General features: G+C 55.8%; 16 protein-coding genes and 1 tRNA gene. 11 read left to right on the top strand and 6 right to left on the bottom strand.

From position 1 onward, the window contains the following. Window positions 1–183: 183 nt before the first annotated feature. Window positions 184–771 carry a hypothetical protein gene (locus tag L593_RS15730; protein ID WP_144060771.1) on the bottom strand — a complete coding sequence of 196 codons (588 nt, stop codon included), beginning with the start codon at window positions 769–771 and terminating at the stop codon, window positions 184–186. Between the two features lie 384 nt (window positions 772–1155). Continuing rightward, on the bottom strand, window positions 1156–1695 hold the full coding sequence (locus L593_RS15725; protein WP_144060770.1) for a hypothetical protein: 540 nt from the start codon (window positions 1693–1695) through the stop codon (window positions 1156–1158). 107 nt (window positions 1696–1802) lie between these two features. On the opposite strand from L593_RS15725, the gene L593_RS15720 reads away from it, so the two are divergent. The 3 genes from L593_RS15720 (at window position 1803) to L593_RS15715 (ending at window position 4146) form a co-directional block, all read left to right on the top strand. Next, window positions 1803–2549, top strand: a complete 747-nt coding sequence (locus L593_RS15720; protein WP_144060769.1) for a hypothetical protein — start codon at window positions 1803–1805, stop codon at window positions 2547–2549. A gap of 96 nt (window positions 2550–2645) precedes the next feature. Further along, on the top strand, window positions 2646–3296 hold the full coding sequence (locus L593_RS13165) for a recombinase family protein (RefSeq protein WP_020447464.1): 651 nt from the start codon (window positions 2646–2648) through the stop codon (window positions 3294–3296). Between the two features lie 13 nt (window positions 3297–3309). Beyond that, window positions 3310–4146: a hypothetical protein gene (locus L593_RS15715; RefSeq protein WP_144060768.1), complete on the top strand. Its 837-nt coding sequence runs from the start codon at window positions 3310–3312 to the stop codon at window positions 4144–4146. Between the two features lie 131 nt (window positions 4147–4277). Here L593_RS15715 and L593_RS15710 read toward each other — a convergent pair whose 3' ends face one another. Continuing rightward, window positions 4278–5129, bottom strand: a complete 852-nt coding sequence (locus L593_RS15710) for a hypothetical protein (RefSeq protein ID WP_144060767.1) — start codon at window positions 5127–5129, stop codon at window positions 4278–4280. Window positions 5130–6306: 1177 nt separating this feature from the next. Here L593_RS15710 and L593_RS13155 point away from each other — a divergent pair. The 3 genes from L593_RS13155 (at window position 6307) to L593_RS13145 (ending at window position 7974) form a co-directional block, all read left to right on the top strand. Further along, complete coding sequence (locus L593_RS13155) at window positions 6307–6768, top strand: hypothetical protein (RefSeq protein WP_144060766.1); 462 nt, start codon at window positions 6307–6309, stop codon at window positions 6766–6768. After that, complete coding sequence (locus L593_RS13150; RefSeq protein ID WP_020447462.1) at window positions 6761–7006, top strand: hypothetical protein; 246 nt, start codon at window positions 6761–6763, stop codon at window positions 7004–7006. Before L593_RS13155 ends, L593_RS13150 begins: the two co-directional genes overlap by 8 nt. A 122-nt stretch (window positions 7007–7128) precedes the next feature. Then, window positions 7129–7974: a hypothetical protein gene (locus tag L593_RS13145; RefSeq protein WP_020447461.1), complete on the top strand. Its 846-nt coding sequence runs from the start codon at window positions 7129–7131 to the stop codon at window positions 7972–7974. Window positions 7975–8015: 41 nt separating this feature from the next. Here the strand turns inward: L593_RS13145 and L593_RS15420 are convergent, their stop codons facing one another. Next, window positions 8016–9116: a site-specific integrase gene (locus tag L593_RS15420; protein ID WP_020447460.1), complete on the bottom strand. Its 1101-nt coding sequence runs from the start codon at window positions 9114–9116 to the stop codon at window positions 8016–8018. Between the two features lie 154 nt (window positions 9117–9270). After that, window positions 9271–9345, bottom strand: a tRNA-Glu gene (locus L593_RS13140). 350 nt (window positions 9346–9695) lie between these two features. On the opposite strand from L593_RS13140, the gene L593_RS13135 reads away from it, so the two are divergent. From L593_RS13135 to L593_RS13125, 3 genes are all read left to right on the top strand, one after another. Beyond that, window positions 9696–10610, top strand: coding sequence for a hypothetical protein (locus L593_RS13135; RefSeq protein WP_144060765.1), 915 nt, complete (start codon window positions 9696–9698; stop codon window positions 10608–10610). A gap of 97 nt (window positions 10611–10707) precedes the next feature. Then, window positions 10708–11442, top strand: coding sequence for a fumarylacetoacetate hydrolase family protein (locus L593_RS13130; RefSeq protein ID WP_020447458.1), 735 nt, complete (start codon window positions 10708–10710; stop codon window positions 11440–11442). A 1-nt stretch (window position 11443) separates the two neighbouring features. After that, window positions 11444–11926 (top strand): YbaK/EbsC family protein, encoded by a 483-nt coding sequence (locus tag L593_RS13125; RefSeq protein ID WP_020447457.1) that lies wholly within the window; start codon window positions 11444–11446, stop codon window positions 11924–11926. A gap of 83 nt (window positions 11927–12009) precedes the next feature. On the opposite strand, the gene L593_RS13120 is transcribed toward L593_RS13125, so the two are convergent. Next, a complete protein-coding gene (locus L593_RS13120) occupies window positions 12010–12513 on the bottom strand; it encodes a metallophosphoesterase (RefSeq protein WP_020447456.1) in 504 nt (167 codons plus the stop codon). 138 nt (window positions 12514–12651) lie between these two features. Between L593_RS13120 and aroE the strand changes: the two genes are divergently transcribed. Next, window positions 12652–13467 (top strand): shikimate dehydrogenase, encoded by an 816-nt coding sequence (gene aroE / locus L593_RS13115; protein WP_020447455.1) that lies wholly within the window; start codon window positions 12652–12654, stop codon window positions 13465–13467. Between the two features lie 84 nt (window positions 13468–13551). Continuing rightward, on the top strand, window positions 13552–14184 hold the full coding sequence (locus L593_RS13110; RefSeq protein ID WP_020447454.1) for a helix-hairpin-helix domain-containing protein: 633 nt from the start codon (window positions 13552–13554) through the stop codon (window positions 14182–14184). Window positions 14185–14239: the final 55 nt, after the last annotated feature.

Raw genomic sequence — 14239 nt, 5'->3', positions numbered from 1 at the left:
TCCGTGAGAGCAGACTGAGCGGATCACCTACATAAATCCCTGGATGAGTCGGCATAACGCCGAACGTGACTCAACGGGAGAAAAATCCCCCTGTCGCTTGTTCGATAAGGGACTTCGGAAACCCAATGAGAGCGTAGCGACAGTGATCGAGAAATGCTGATACAGAGATAAATCAGTGGAGAACTACAGATAGATGTTCTCCGGATCTTCGTATCGTGAATACAATCCGAATGTTTCCTCGATATCCCGATGATCCCTAGCGATCATAGAGAGAACATGTCTTACTGGTAGCTCTTCACCGGGTTCATAGTGGAAGGAATACGCGTAACCAGTGTTGTCATTCTCACGAATGTGCAACTCCCATCCATCCCGATACTGATAGCAATAATTCGCATCCTCGCCTTTGGGTAGATACCACCGAGTATCCTTCAGGAAGTCGTGGCCTGGTGGATCAATCTGCATACTAATGCCCCATTTCTCTCCAATCAGATCCTTCCGAGGTAGTTCATAGTATGCATTTTTCAAAAGATCGAATACCTGATTTTCTGAGATTCGGCGACAGCCAATATGACCAGCAGGAGCTCCACAGTTCCGGCAAAGTGCTTCGCCCTTTATCCTCTTGTCAACACGTACAGACTCTGATGGGCGAGTCCTCCGATACGCCATAGTGCATTCAAACAATTCATCGCTTATTGAATAGTGTCTCACCAGAGAGTGAAAGTGAAATCGGTTTCTGACTCCCAGAACCTTTTTCCTGCCGACGTTTTCCATGCAACCTTTGACTCCCTCGAAAGCAATTCCTGGAATTCGCCGGGGCCCGGAGGTTAGACTCCAAAGGTAAAGACTTCGACCGAATGGCCCTACGGCGTTCTAAGCCGATCCGGGGGTGATGCGATCCAAACCACCCGTCAAAACGTCGCGGCGATCGAGCGCACCTTCGGGACGATTTACGCCCGGACCTACCACCAATCGATGCCCCACCTTGGATTCGGAAATACCACCGAAGCAGGTCATATACGGTCGTCGCAACGCAAGAGGTTGACGAGGAATCCATCTATCACATTCAGACTGCCAGACACCAGCTGAGGGAGTTTGAGCAGGAAGGTGAGATCAACAATAGGGCTAGGGAAGCGGCTTGTCCGGTGGGTGAGCTGGTCAGAGATTGTTATCTAGAATACGTTCGCACAGATCCGTGCCCTTCTCTGAGAAATGGTAAAATATGAGATATTCGCTATCTGGTGACCTCGTATATACAATTTCATGAGGTGCATCACCTATATTAGAGAGATTGTTAAGATCAATCTCATGGCTATTTGTACCCACCTGCAACCCTTTCCAAAGATCACCACCCTGCCCCTCTGCTACGGTGAGGTAACCGATTCGCTCGCCATCAGATGAAAGTGACTTCCTGGCAGAATTGCTATTTACATCCTCCAGAGCGTCTTTCATCTCGTCCACAAGGGTTGGATGAGTATCAGCACCGTCAATAAAGTGAAATCGAGTACTCTCAATTATTTCCAGCGTAAGGAAGAACCAAAGGCCATCCCTCTGAGCTACAGACTCACTACGAATCTCGGCCTTAATTAGATTCCCCGGTTCCAGACTGTCAATATCGTCAATCAAACTATCAGAATAGGACTCATCACGAGTCTCAACGTGCACTGGGGGGTTTCCCTCTACGTCACTAAGCAGCACATCCTCACTAAAGAAATGTAAAACACGAAATCGGCTTTCGATAATTTGGGCCACGGGAGAGCATATATGGGACAGCAGTTATCTTCTTCTAATCGAGGAGGGCAACCATGGCAAATTCAAACGGAGATGACGAGCCCCCGGATGTATTCTCGCGGTTACGGGATCATGAGGCTCGGGAAATTGAGGAAGCTCGTAAGAAATTCCAGTGGCGATATTCAACACTAAATAATGATTTCTCTGACCTCATGCGTCTGGGTAGTCTCCACGTTGCACCATCGAACGATGCAAACGAGCGATTACGAGAACAAGGCTATGTATTTGAAGTAGAACGGCGATTGCACCACTTCCTGTCTGGTTTGTACACGCTATTGGAAGTCCACAAGACCATTCAGGACGGAGTTGGCCGAGAATATCGCAATGAGATTTCAGAGATTGAGGATACCTTTCGTGGAATGGAGTCCTCTCGGACACTTCTCGGATTAAGACATTATGTTCAGCACGAAAATGTTCTACCCCTTCAGCCGCGAACCTCGACAGTTGAGGGCGAATCGGAATTAGTTGTCCTGCTAGACGATCTAGAAATGCAGGAGGATTACCAAGATGGCTTTGAAGCCCACTATGGACACTTGGAGAAACCGTATTGTGTCCCGATTAACGAGATCGAAACTAATTGGCCTCATGTAGAAGATTTCTTCGATGAAACAATTGAGTTACTAAATACTGAATTCGAACCAGAGTTTGGGGAATATGAGGGCCTTCAAGAACATGTCGAATCACTCACTGAGGAATTGCATGAAGAACTACTATCGGACGACCCATTTGGTGAAGAATTTTCGCCCTTCTCTGAAGAATGATTAATTAAATTATAACCTTTTCGCCAAATATATCTCATATAGATAATTTGTATCCCAACCCTGCACTTTTCCCCATCCATCCCAGTTCCTGTAGCCATGCCTACAGCCCTCTACGTCCGGGTTTCGACAGAAGAGCAGAATCTCGAACGCCAACTTGATAGCACTCACGACTACGCTGAGAATGATCTTGGCCAGCCTCTCTCGAACCTCGACGTATACCGTGACAAGTCCACTGGCACCGATACTGCCCGCTCCGGCTACAAGGAGCTGATGCAGGCCGTAGAAGCTGGTGAGGTTGATCACGTAGTGGTCCACGAGATCTCCCGGTTGGCCCGATCGCTCCAGGACCTCGAGCGGACCGTCTCACGAGTCACAGACAACGGCGCTGCAGTCCATTTCGTTCGGGATGGGCTATCCTTCGGAGACGGCAAGGAACGGCCCATGCACCGCCTACAGATGCAGATGCTTGGAGCCTTCGCGGAGTGGCAGGCCAGGGTCAAGCAGATGAACACCAAGGAGGGGATCGCTGCAAGACAGCAGGAGGACGGGTATCACCATGGCAGGCCTCCGCTCGGGTTCGAGAAAGATGAGGGACAGCTGATCGAGGGATCAAATTACGATCGAGTCTGTGCCGTTCTGGACATGGTGCAGAAGGGAGAACTGTCGAAGCGAAAAGCGGCAGGTGAATTAAATACCTCCCGGAAGACGATAACCCGAGCACTGGACAGATCGGAGTTATACATCTGAAAATCACCCCTCCATGAATTCTGAAGACATTTCTGGTGTAGATTCAGAGATTGCGCTTACAGCCTTGTTAGCTGCAGGAGTTTCTGCGTATCCCTCTCCCTCTTTGAGCATATACCCCGTCATCAAAATCATAGCAATCTTCCCGCTATTATTGACGTTAATTCGCAGAATGGCAGTGGTTTCAGGGAAGTCTGTTGACACTCCTGAAATCAGATTGACGACTTATCTATTATTACCATCAACATGTATCTCGATGCTCTATCTCATAATATACGGAATTTCGAATTCGGGAGGATGGGACCCTCATCCAGCGATTTTAGCGATACTCACGATATTGGTAATCGTCGCTGTTGCTCTCTCCTGGGAACTGTTATTCAATACGATCATTCGGGAAGGAGAGTCAGTCATTGGTGAAATGTCGGATAAACATCGGGGACAGATAATTGGGAGTCACCTCTCGACATTGTCGAGATACGTTTCTCCTGATCGGGTTTATCACAATGAGGTATATGTTCAAAAGACTCTCCGAGATTATATAGAAACACGACCATTCGAAGAGGCTTCTTTTGAGGAGCAATGGATCGTGGTCAAGGCCATCCTCAAAACACTCCTCGGATATATTATCCCGCCAATTTCATATGTGGTATTGATTTACCTCGCAGCCCGCTTTTCCGGAGCCATGCTCATCTCTACCTTTTTGCTGTTTTTCACTACCCTCGTTCTCTTTGGTGTAATGCGGCTCTGGTTCTCGAGTTACGGATTGATCCAAGTAGCAAATGAGAGCGGATATTTCATTTTCTTAGGCCAGATTGTGACCTATGTATTTCTCCTTGAGATAGTCTTGCTATGACCTAGAACTCGGAGAGGAGATCCAGCCCACCCCTTCGATTCGCGCATGGTCCCATCCTATATAAAGAAAGTCAATTGCGCACAGGCTGGGCGATTACGGTCGTTTTCGTCCAATCCATCAAAGAGAATGACTTAGCTATCGCCAACAAATCTTTGAGATACCCTGTTCTCCTTGAGCAGATATTTCAGATCTCTTTTGAGAAGAACCCTCTTCACCCGTCTCGTCCCCGATGCATCCAATACACGTGGCCTTAGGGAGATCATTGGGATAATCCGATTTAATCCCCGAATAGATTTAACGTAGATATAAGTCGTCCAATCCCATAATAGAGATGTCCTTGAGAAAAACTTCAGGAACGTGTCGTCCATTCCATGAGATGTCTTTCTAGGGAGGTTCTCTAAAGAATTATCAGCACCGAAATCCTGGGGGTTGATACTCTCCGTCATTGGATTAATACGGTCCCAGCTAGAGTTTCCAGAGAGTTCCGACCCCATGACTGCATGTGTATATTTTAATTCTGTTGCACCCCTTCCCTTCTCATTTCTTGCGTAATTACTGAATTTCAAAGTTAACCAATCACTTGGCCAATCCTTGTGCGCATGCTTTCCGATCTGCGAGGTGCCATGAAATGGAATCTCCTCTTCTCCAGGTCGGATAATGTTAGTCCATTCTCCTCCTTTACCGATACGCTTCAATGCATTTGCTCGAAGAGCATGATTTCGGTGGCTACCTGAATCGGATTTTACCAGAGTGGTGAGCCGTAGATCCTTGACAACTCCATTGCCGAAATTCGACAACCAAATAATAGCATTATCACCGTACCACTCCACATCTGTCACTTCGAGAACTGCCTCGTGCTGAGCTTCAAGCTGACTTGATTGACGTTTGTATAGAAGGACTAGGAAAATTGTGAGAACTACGGTGCCGATTCCCGCAATGACCTCGCTCCATTGCTGGAGCCAGGAAGGTGGAGTAGAGATCATACATCATAGCTTACCTTGGGTATTACAAATGCTGTGGTGGGATCGCCGAGGTGCCTAAACAGGTGAAAGGCTCCTAAGAGCAGCTGCAACATCAGAAGCTGAATTGAGAAGATCGAGTCGGTGTTCTCGCTTCTTGTCTTTGCGGTACCCCCTAGCTCGGTGAATCTCTCGTAGAGCTGTTTTCTTCGCATCTTCTAGCTGCCGTTTCTCCGACGTTGTTAGCGGATCTCGAGGCTCTTGGTGGCTTGACCAGAGAGTCTGCAATTCCTTTGGAGCACGGGAAGTCCGAGAGGGAAAACTTGACTTGAAACGATCAAACTCATTCAAGATCAAATACTTCTGCTCGTGGAGATAGTCCAGTGAGCAATCTTTGAGCTTATCGTACTGATATCGCTCCTCGATATCGTCAATGAATGACTCGATGTGTTTCTGGTTCGGGGTGGTTTGATCCATCACCGTGGAGTAGGATACGATCGCATTTCAATTGTCTGCTGAACTCCAAGACGCGAAGTTTATTATCTTAAGTAATATTTCCCGGGTGCAATTTGCCAGTGGAAACATTGTGAGACTACACCCGCTTCTGAAACCCTTGTATTCGGGTGTCACAGCACCGAATGCGCTTGTTTAGCTCGATGCCGCATCCATTTTTTGCAACCCCAAGGGTTCGCTTGGCCTGACCTACCGAAAAACCGATCTCCTGGTATATCGGGATATGAGGACTGTTGAATCTCGAATTCATTTCCGCATCCTATGCTCCTGCAGAGCCGAGCAAGGCCCATTGCACATCTCTAGTGGTTCACCGAATCACCATTGACGAACTCATTCCAATGACCATTCTGAAGCCATTGATTCACCCATTCACTGAGCCCATTGCAAGAACTTAGACAAGGTACTAGTATGGCTCCATAGGGAATGGCCGTCATTGAGCTGAAATCCTGAGAAGGGGGATGATGGTGATACCTCGAGTATCGCTAGCGGCTAGCCATATTCGGGTTAGGTGATCCAAGCTAGTGAGTCAGCGATCCTGCTAGCCTGTTTGAGTGAGCCAAGATAGCGGGAGTAGAGAGATTTGAAGCGAAAATTCACCAGCGACATATTAGGGTGGTACAAGCCTATCCTGCAAATTCTCTTATTTGTCATAATACTTATGTATATGGGGGCCATTGGTCTTGATGCAATGGCAGCCGAAAATGACGATTGGAACGAGGGAGAGCAGTCCTCGCCTCCTACTGATGATGGTCCGCCTGCCGAGACAGAACAGGCAGAAATCCAAGAGGTCCAGGTTGACGACCAAGAAATCGCGGAGAGGATGGATGAGGCTGAGGTGTTTGGCACCTACACCAAGAGAATTGGGTCGTACAAACTGCAGATCGGCCCAGTTTTCTCCAACTCAGGTACGTACTGGGTTCTCTCAATCTACAAGGAAGGTGTCACTGGAGCATTGTATGACAGCAGTGAACCACTCACTGACAATGACGCTGGTTGGCTAGGGATCGAGTCCAACGTACAAGAAGCAGCAAACGATGCGCTGGAGTTCGCAAATCAGAATTTGATCCCGTCTCGAAAATACCGTAGCCAACAGCGTCCGAGTCGGTCGTTCAGCGAGCTGGAAGAGATGATGGAGGAGGAAGATGCCTGAGACAGCGAGCATCCACTCGTTCATCAAGAGCCATCAGGCGCTCATTGATCTGTTGACCGAGCTCGATGATCAACGAACAGCCTACGAGATCTCTACTGCCTTCGAGGCGGCTGGGAGAGACATTCGGGAGGAGTTCGAGATCGAATTCGAGGAGCTATCTGACCGCGAAATCGGGATGTTTGTCACCGCCTGGGAAGCCACCCATCTCGACCAGAATGATCAGCGGATGATCGCGTAGCTCAATAGTTCAACCAGAGGGAAAACGGGCCAAAGCCCGGGGATGCACCTGGCTTTGGCCTGTCTAGCCACATAAAATTCATGGTTGAATACCTCACTCATTAGAGAGAATAGACAGTGCCAATGGATCTTGAGAAAATTGAGGACGTACTCGGTGAGGAGTTCCGCATAGCTCACGAAGAGAAAACGAAGGAGAGCTGGACTCTGGAAGAGTCGCTATCAAAGGATTGGACAGACAAAGAGAAATTGCCAGACGAGGACTCGGATTTCGACCAATGGACTGTACCTCAAACCCTGGCGGTTCATAACCCAATAATCGAGATTATCGATGCGATCCGACGGGAGTACAATATCCGGAGTGAGGCTCATGCGGTGAAGCGTGGACTTCGATATGGCCTTACGATACTCTCCGAGGAGTGGGAAGATACGATCTCCCAATTGTCCCGGAATAGGATTGTAGCTGGCGAAGTGAGCGGGTACATCCCACGAGGGGGGATGTATGATCGCTTCAACGAGACGGATATATTGGCTGTCGACTGGGGGAGAAAGGTCGATAGGAAGTCCTGGAGGATAATATGGAACCAGAAGGGGTTCATCAAGTACCTCTCAGAAGCTCTGGGAGTGGATGAGGCTGATATCGTCCGGTGGTCAATGATCATCGTCGGAGATGGACTTGGGCAGCGTGAAACGATTGGTCCAGCTCTCCAGGACAGGATTCAGGATATTCTTGATGAAATCGAATATAGAGTCAAAGATATCGCAGCAAATCGCAGATCGATCAGGCGAGCAATGATCGCAGATGCCCTCACGGGGCGATATTCTCAAGATGCTGCCGGACTCTTGCAGGAGAAATATCCCGATGTATGGCGCGAATTTCGCCCAAATGCTGATAGACTACAAAAACAGCTGCCAGATAGTAGAGATCCAAGTCTGGAAGGCACGACCGGATTCCTCGATGATATAAAATAATTTAGTATTTGTAACGGTGTATCGGCCCGTTACAAATTGAACTACCCCATCCGCTCTAGGGCGTCTTTCCGATCCTCTACCGGAGCTTGATCGTATTTCATGGTGGTTGTCTCGGACTTGTGCCGGAGTTGAACCTGAGCGGCTGCTAAGCCCTCCTCTCTGGTCATATACGTCCCCACAGAGTGGCGAAGCGAGTACCATGACAAGCTGCGATCAGACGTAGCAATGTCCCCCTCCTCGCAGATCCGCTGAAGGACGTATCGTAGTGACTGAGATCGATACGGATTTCCTTCGCGGGTCAGCCACAGTGCCTCTCTGCCATGATATTCCGAATAATTCTGCCGCTCCGACAGCCACCGTCGGAGGGAGTCGGAGGTTCGATCCGTTAGTCCGACTGTCCAGTTATCTCGGTTCTTACTGGATTCCTCCTTCGGTATTCGCAGTACACCATTCTCGGTATCTACCCAGCTGGTTGTTGCGCGCTCGACCTCGATAGGTCGGAGTCCGCAGTCGAGTGAGACCCAGACGAGAGACGGAATTTTCCATCCGTTTGCTCGGCTCCAGTCTGCCGGAACGACCTCTTCCATGGGCTTCTCGAAGCGTTGGGCGAGATATCGCTTCCAACGGGTACGTGCATCCGGCGAGAGATCGTTATAGGCGGGGATCGAACCGTATTCCAGAGCAGCTTCTCGGAGTTGGTTCCGCTCCTCTCGGGTGAGGTAGTCTCGAGGTTGGGATGCCGGAGAGTTGCGTGAAAACGTGAACTCGGGCTCCCACGAATCTCCTCCCCGCTCGTACTCTCGCCACTTGAACAGCCGTTTGAGAGCAGATAGCGTGTTGGACTTGTGGGTGTTCGACTCCTCACCCATTGCGAGATCTCGGACGTAGGCATCTGCATCCTCGGATGATGGGCTACTCGTGTAGCCACGCTGGTCCCAGACCCACCGGTAGAACTGATCAACTCGATATGCCGTTCGTAGTACCGTGTCTGCACTGTAGCCCACTGCGCTCTCGGGATCCTTCCCGAAAGCGTAGAGCCAAGTGAGAAAATCCTCGCGATGATTTCGATAATCCACCAGCTGGCGGTCGCTCAGACGCTCTTCAGCCGGTCCAGTCACCAGCGGAACGTCATCAGGAAGCATGGCACTCTCCCGGAGAATGTATTTCGGTCTGACATATTTCTAATCGCTGTACAGCGTCGGGGTCCGTCTTCCGTTGAGTCGAATCGGTCTGGCGCATCTGACTAACCTCTCGTTAATCTACGGAGGATAATCGCCAGCCGGAGAAGGAATTGCATGCACCGTCTGGGATTTGAACCCAGGTCTTCGGCTCGAAAGGCCAAAATGATTGGCCGGACTACACCAACGGTGCCTTCACTCGGTCCGATGCAGCGGATACAATAAATGCCTTCGATTCGCCGGACGCCACGCGAGTCCGTCACAGACGGTGGCACGATCGACCGCCAACGGAACCGATTTTCCGGACAGGAGCCGCGCAGACCCACGAGAATCGCACGTTCGCACTCCTGCTTCAGGCACTCGACCAGCTCAATCCCCACGGCGCCGGCCGCTCCACGGTCGGCGGCCGCAGCTTCGGCGATGCCCGTAGGGAACTCCGAGCCACATCATTTTTGCCTGTGCCGTGTGCCTCCATCCCACGATGCGATCCAGACGGTGCGTACTCGGTGCGGTCGGCAGCGGACTGACCGCGGGGTTGGCCGGGTGTACAGGGTTCCTTTCCTCGGGGGCAATGGCGGTGACAGCACCGGCGGCTCGCTGGACACCGCATTGCTCGTCGATCCGAATCTCCAGTCGGTGGTCGACCAGCCGGACTGGGAGCGACCCTACGCGAGGGCCTCGATGGAGTACGTCGACTGCGTCGCTCTGCGAGAACGAGACGCGCCCGTGGCGGACTGGGCGACGACGACGGGCGGAGCGTATCGCTTCCTCGGTGTCACCGATCCGGAGTCCCTCGGGTCGCTGCGCCAGACCGCGATCACCAGGTACGAAACGTCCTTCGCGCAGTCCCAGCTCCTCGCCGGCACTGGCGCCTACGCCGCGGGGCCGGTCGACGAACGGGGACTGGATAGCGAATATACGGCGGACGACCCGGACACGCGGATCGAGGGCCACGGCGTCTACTCGTTCGAAACCCACGGGAAACTCGGTGTCTCCGACACCGGCCTCGCGTTCGCCCGGCCGTGGAACTACATCGATGAGGAGCTAGAGGAGGCGACAGACGCGGCGTACGAGCAGTTCGCGACTGGACTCCTCCGGCGGTCGATCGCTCGCGCGAAGGAGGGACCGACGCCGCCCGACTGGCTTGCGGCCGCGCTCGAACGGCTGGGCTCCTACCAGTACGCCACGTTCGACCTCCGTAGCGCAGCGGGCCCGAATCCCGACCGGATCTTTGCGAGGAGCTTCGACGTCCAGGGAACGGAAACGAGCCTGCAGGTGCTCATGGCCACGCCGAAGGCGTCGAACTTCGAGCAGGTCTGGGACCCATCCGGCGTCGAGCGACAGTTCAGGCAGTGGCCCGACGCGTCGCCGAGCCTCGACGTCGGCGACCGCATCGGCGTCGCCACCGCGACGGTCCCAACGGAGGACACCGCCCTCGCGAACGAACCGGGGGTGTGAACGGCGTGGATCGCCGGACGGAATCTTCGCCACTCCACCGTGGACCGATCGCTGCCGGAGCACCAACGCCTAACTCCCCGCATCCAAATCACCGAGCATGCACACGGTTCGATTCCGCGATCCCGCGGGCGCAGTCCGCGAGGGCACCTGGACCGACGACGGCGTCGCGTTCGCCGGCCGCGAGTACGATCTCGACGAGGTCGACGTGCTCGCACCCTGCGACCCCGAGAAGATCGTCTGTATCGGCCGGAACTACGTCGCCCACGCCGACGAGCGCGACGAGGACGTGCCGGATCGCCCGCTGCTCTTCCTCAAGCCGCCGAACACCGTCGCGAGCCACGACGATATCGTCGAACTCCCGGCGGGGAAGGAGACCCTCGAGTACGAGGCCGAACTCGGCGTGGTGATCGGCGAGCAGTGCCGCGATGTCGCGGAGGCCCACGCCGAGGACGTGATCGCGGGGTACACCTGTGGCGTCGACCTCTCGAATCGCGACGACCAGTCCCGCGAGCAGAACTGGGTCCGCGGAAAGGCCTTCGACGGCGCCGCGCCGCTCGGCCCGGTCCTCGCGACGCCCGACGAGGTCCCAGACGACGCGCGGATCCGCCTCTGGCAGAACGGCGAGCTGCGACAGGATTCGACGTTGGACCACCTCGTCTTCCCGATTCCGGAGTTGATAGCGGAGATTTCCGCGTACCTCACCCTCGAACCCGGCGACGTGATCCTGACCGGGACGCCCGAGGGCGTAGGACCGCTGGCCGACGGCGACACGATCGAGATCGAGGTCGAGGGCGTGGGTCGGCTGGAACACGAGGTTGCGATTCCGAACTGACATGCACGACACCGCGGCGCGATACCAGGAGCAGGTCGACGAGGAATACGACCTCCACGTCACCGTCGAGGAGCTCCCCGAGGGCACGCACAGCGCTGCAGACGCCGCCGAGGCGATCGGCTGCCCGCTCGGCGCGATCGTCAAGAGCGTCGTCCTGGTCGTCGAGTTCGACGACGGATCGACGGAACCGATCGTCGCGTACGCGAGCGGGGAGCATCGCGTCGACGTCGACGCGCTCGCCGAGTACCTCGGCGCCGCTGACGCTCGCACGGCAAGCCCGGACGAGGTAAAGGAGTACACCGGCTGGTCGATCGGCGGCGTGCCGCCGGTCGGGCACGGGATCGAGCGCACGCTGTTCGACGAGTCGCTGCTCGAGCACGAGGAGATCTGGGGCGGTGCGGGGACGCCGGAGGCCGTCGCGGCGTTCGATCCCGAGACCGTGGTCGCTGCGACTGACGCCGAGATTGCGAGGATCTTCGAATAACCTGCGGCAGTATTCAACGAGCCAGCGACGCCGTTTGTCTTGCCAGCGGCGATCTACGAGGAGTCAGGATTCTCTGGGTCGCTTCACTCCGCCACGTTCACGAATTCGACGGAGCCGTCGTCCGTGTCGAGGATCGCGACGCTCCGGTGCTCCGCGGGAATCGTCGGGAAGTGGCCGCCGGGGTTCAGGACGGTCGTGCCGTCCACCTCGCGCTGCTCGGCCTCGTGGTGGTGCCCGTGGCAGACGAGGTCGTACTCGCCGCCGGCAGCGAGGTCGTCGACCTCGTCGAGGTCCTCGCCGTGGAGCATCGCGACCTCGAACCCGTCGAAGGAGACGACGGCGAAGCGGCCGTGCAGTTCTGAGCCGTTGCCGAGGTCGCGAAATGCCGACTCCAGCCCGTCCAGTTCGCCGTCGTTGTTCCCGAGGACGGCGTGGACTTCGAGCCCCTCGAAGAAGGGGACGACTGGCGGAGCGATCACGTCGCCGCAGTGGACGACGGTCTCGACGTCGCGCGCCTCGAAGACGTCCACGGCCCGTTCGACCGCCGCGACGTTGTCGTGGGTGTCGGAGATGATACCGACGAGCATGGCCGAGGGTTCGTTCGGGAGCGCCAAATACGCCGGTGGTCGGTACGGGGTCCACGTGGACAGCGGCCGAGACCGCACGATCGGGGACCGCCACCGCGACGCGCAAACCCCAAACCCCGGGGGTGCGATTCGACGAGCATGGACGTCTACGGACTCATCGGAAACCCCGTCGGCCACTCGCTCTCGCCGCCGATGCACGAGGCCGGCTACGAGGAACTCGAGATCGACGCCCGCTACGTCACCTACGAACCCGAGGACGCCGGCGCGGCCATCGAGGCAGCGGCGGACCTCGGCATCGCCGGCCTGAACGTCACCATTCCGTTCAAGCAGGACGTCCTCGACCACGTGGAGCCAGACGAGACTGCCGAACGCATCGGCGCGGTGAACACGGTCGACTTTTCGAGCGTGGGGTCTACGAACGGCGGTCGCCCGACGGGCCACAACACAGACGTCGCGGGCGTTCGCCGGAGTTTCGCCCACCACGACGTCGATCTCGACGGCACAACCGCCGTCCAGATTGGTGCCGGCGGCGCGGGCCGCGCGATCGCGTTCGCGCTGGCCGACGCGGGTGCGTCCGTCCACGTGGCGAATCGCACCGCCTCGAAGGCCCACGACCTCGCGAGCGACGTGCCCCGTGCGGAGGGTCACGGACTCGAGGCCGTTCCCGACCTGCTCGCCGACGCCGACGTGCTCGCGAACGCCACCAGCGTCGGGATGGACGACGACGTGTCGCCGGTCGACGCCGACGCGCTGCACGAGGACCTGGTCGTCTTCGACGCGGTCTACAGCCCGATCGAAACCCGCCTGTTGGCCGACGCGGCCGCTGCCGGAGCAGACACGATCGACGGCGCGTGGATGCTTCTCTTCCAGGGCGTGGCGGCGTTCGAGCGTTGGACGGGAGAAGCGGCGCCCGTCGAGGCGATGAATGCTGCGCTCCGATCACACCTCGAGTGAGCGCGGAGAATCGAGCCCGCGAGGGAGCGCTCCGGAGCCCAGCTATCGGTGACATTAACACCGGGGGCGAACGAAATTGTACGTATGTCTATCGTACGGAAGCTGAAGTCCCTCCTCGGCCTCGACGAGGGCGGGTCCGAGCCCGAACGCGACGTGACCGTGACGGTCGAGCACGACCCCGAGAACGAGGCTGCAGTCAAAGGGGCCGACGTCGAGGAGTCGACTTCGGGTGGCAGTCACGCGGTCGCCGTCTCCGGGGACGAGGACGAGGACGAGGCGGCTGCCGAGGAGGAAACTGAGAGCGTCGCCGACGAGGCCGAAACGAGTATCGAGGAAGAAACCGGGACGAGCGTCGACGAAGAAGCCGAAACGGGTGCTGAGGAGGAGGCGGACACGGAGGCGGCACCTGAGGACGAAACAGCGACGGCAGCGGAGGACGAACCCGACGAGGTCGAGATTCCCGACGCCGAGGAGCCCGAGGCTCCCGTCGACGAGGAATCGGACGAAGAGGAGGCCGAAGCAACCGAGGCGGCCGGCTCCAGCGAACCCGTCGACGTTCTGAACGGCATCGGGCCCGCCTACGCCGAGCGCCTCGGTGACGCTGGCGTCGAGACTGTCGGCGAACTCGCGGCCGCCGACGCAGCCGGCCTCGCCGAGGAATCCGACATCGCCGAGGGCCGGATCCAGGGCTGGATCGACCAGGCTGGCGAGTACTGACGCCACTTTCTTCGAGCCTGCCGTGTCGCCCCGTCTCGACCCACCGCAAGGACAA

It is taken from the genome of Salinarchaeum sp. Harcht-Bsk1, assembly GCF_000403645.1.
Taxonomy (GTDB): domain Archaea; phylum Halobacteriota; class Halobacteria; order Halobacteriales; family Salinarchaeaceae; genus Salinarchaeum.
This window is presented reverse-complemented; position numbering and strand designations above follow the sequence as displayed.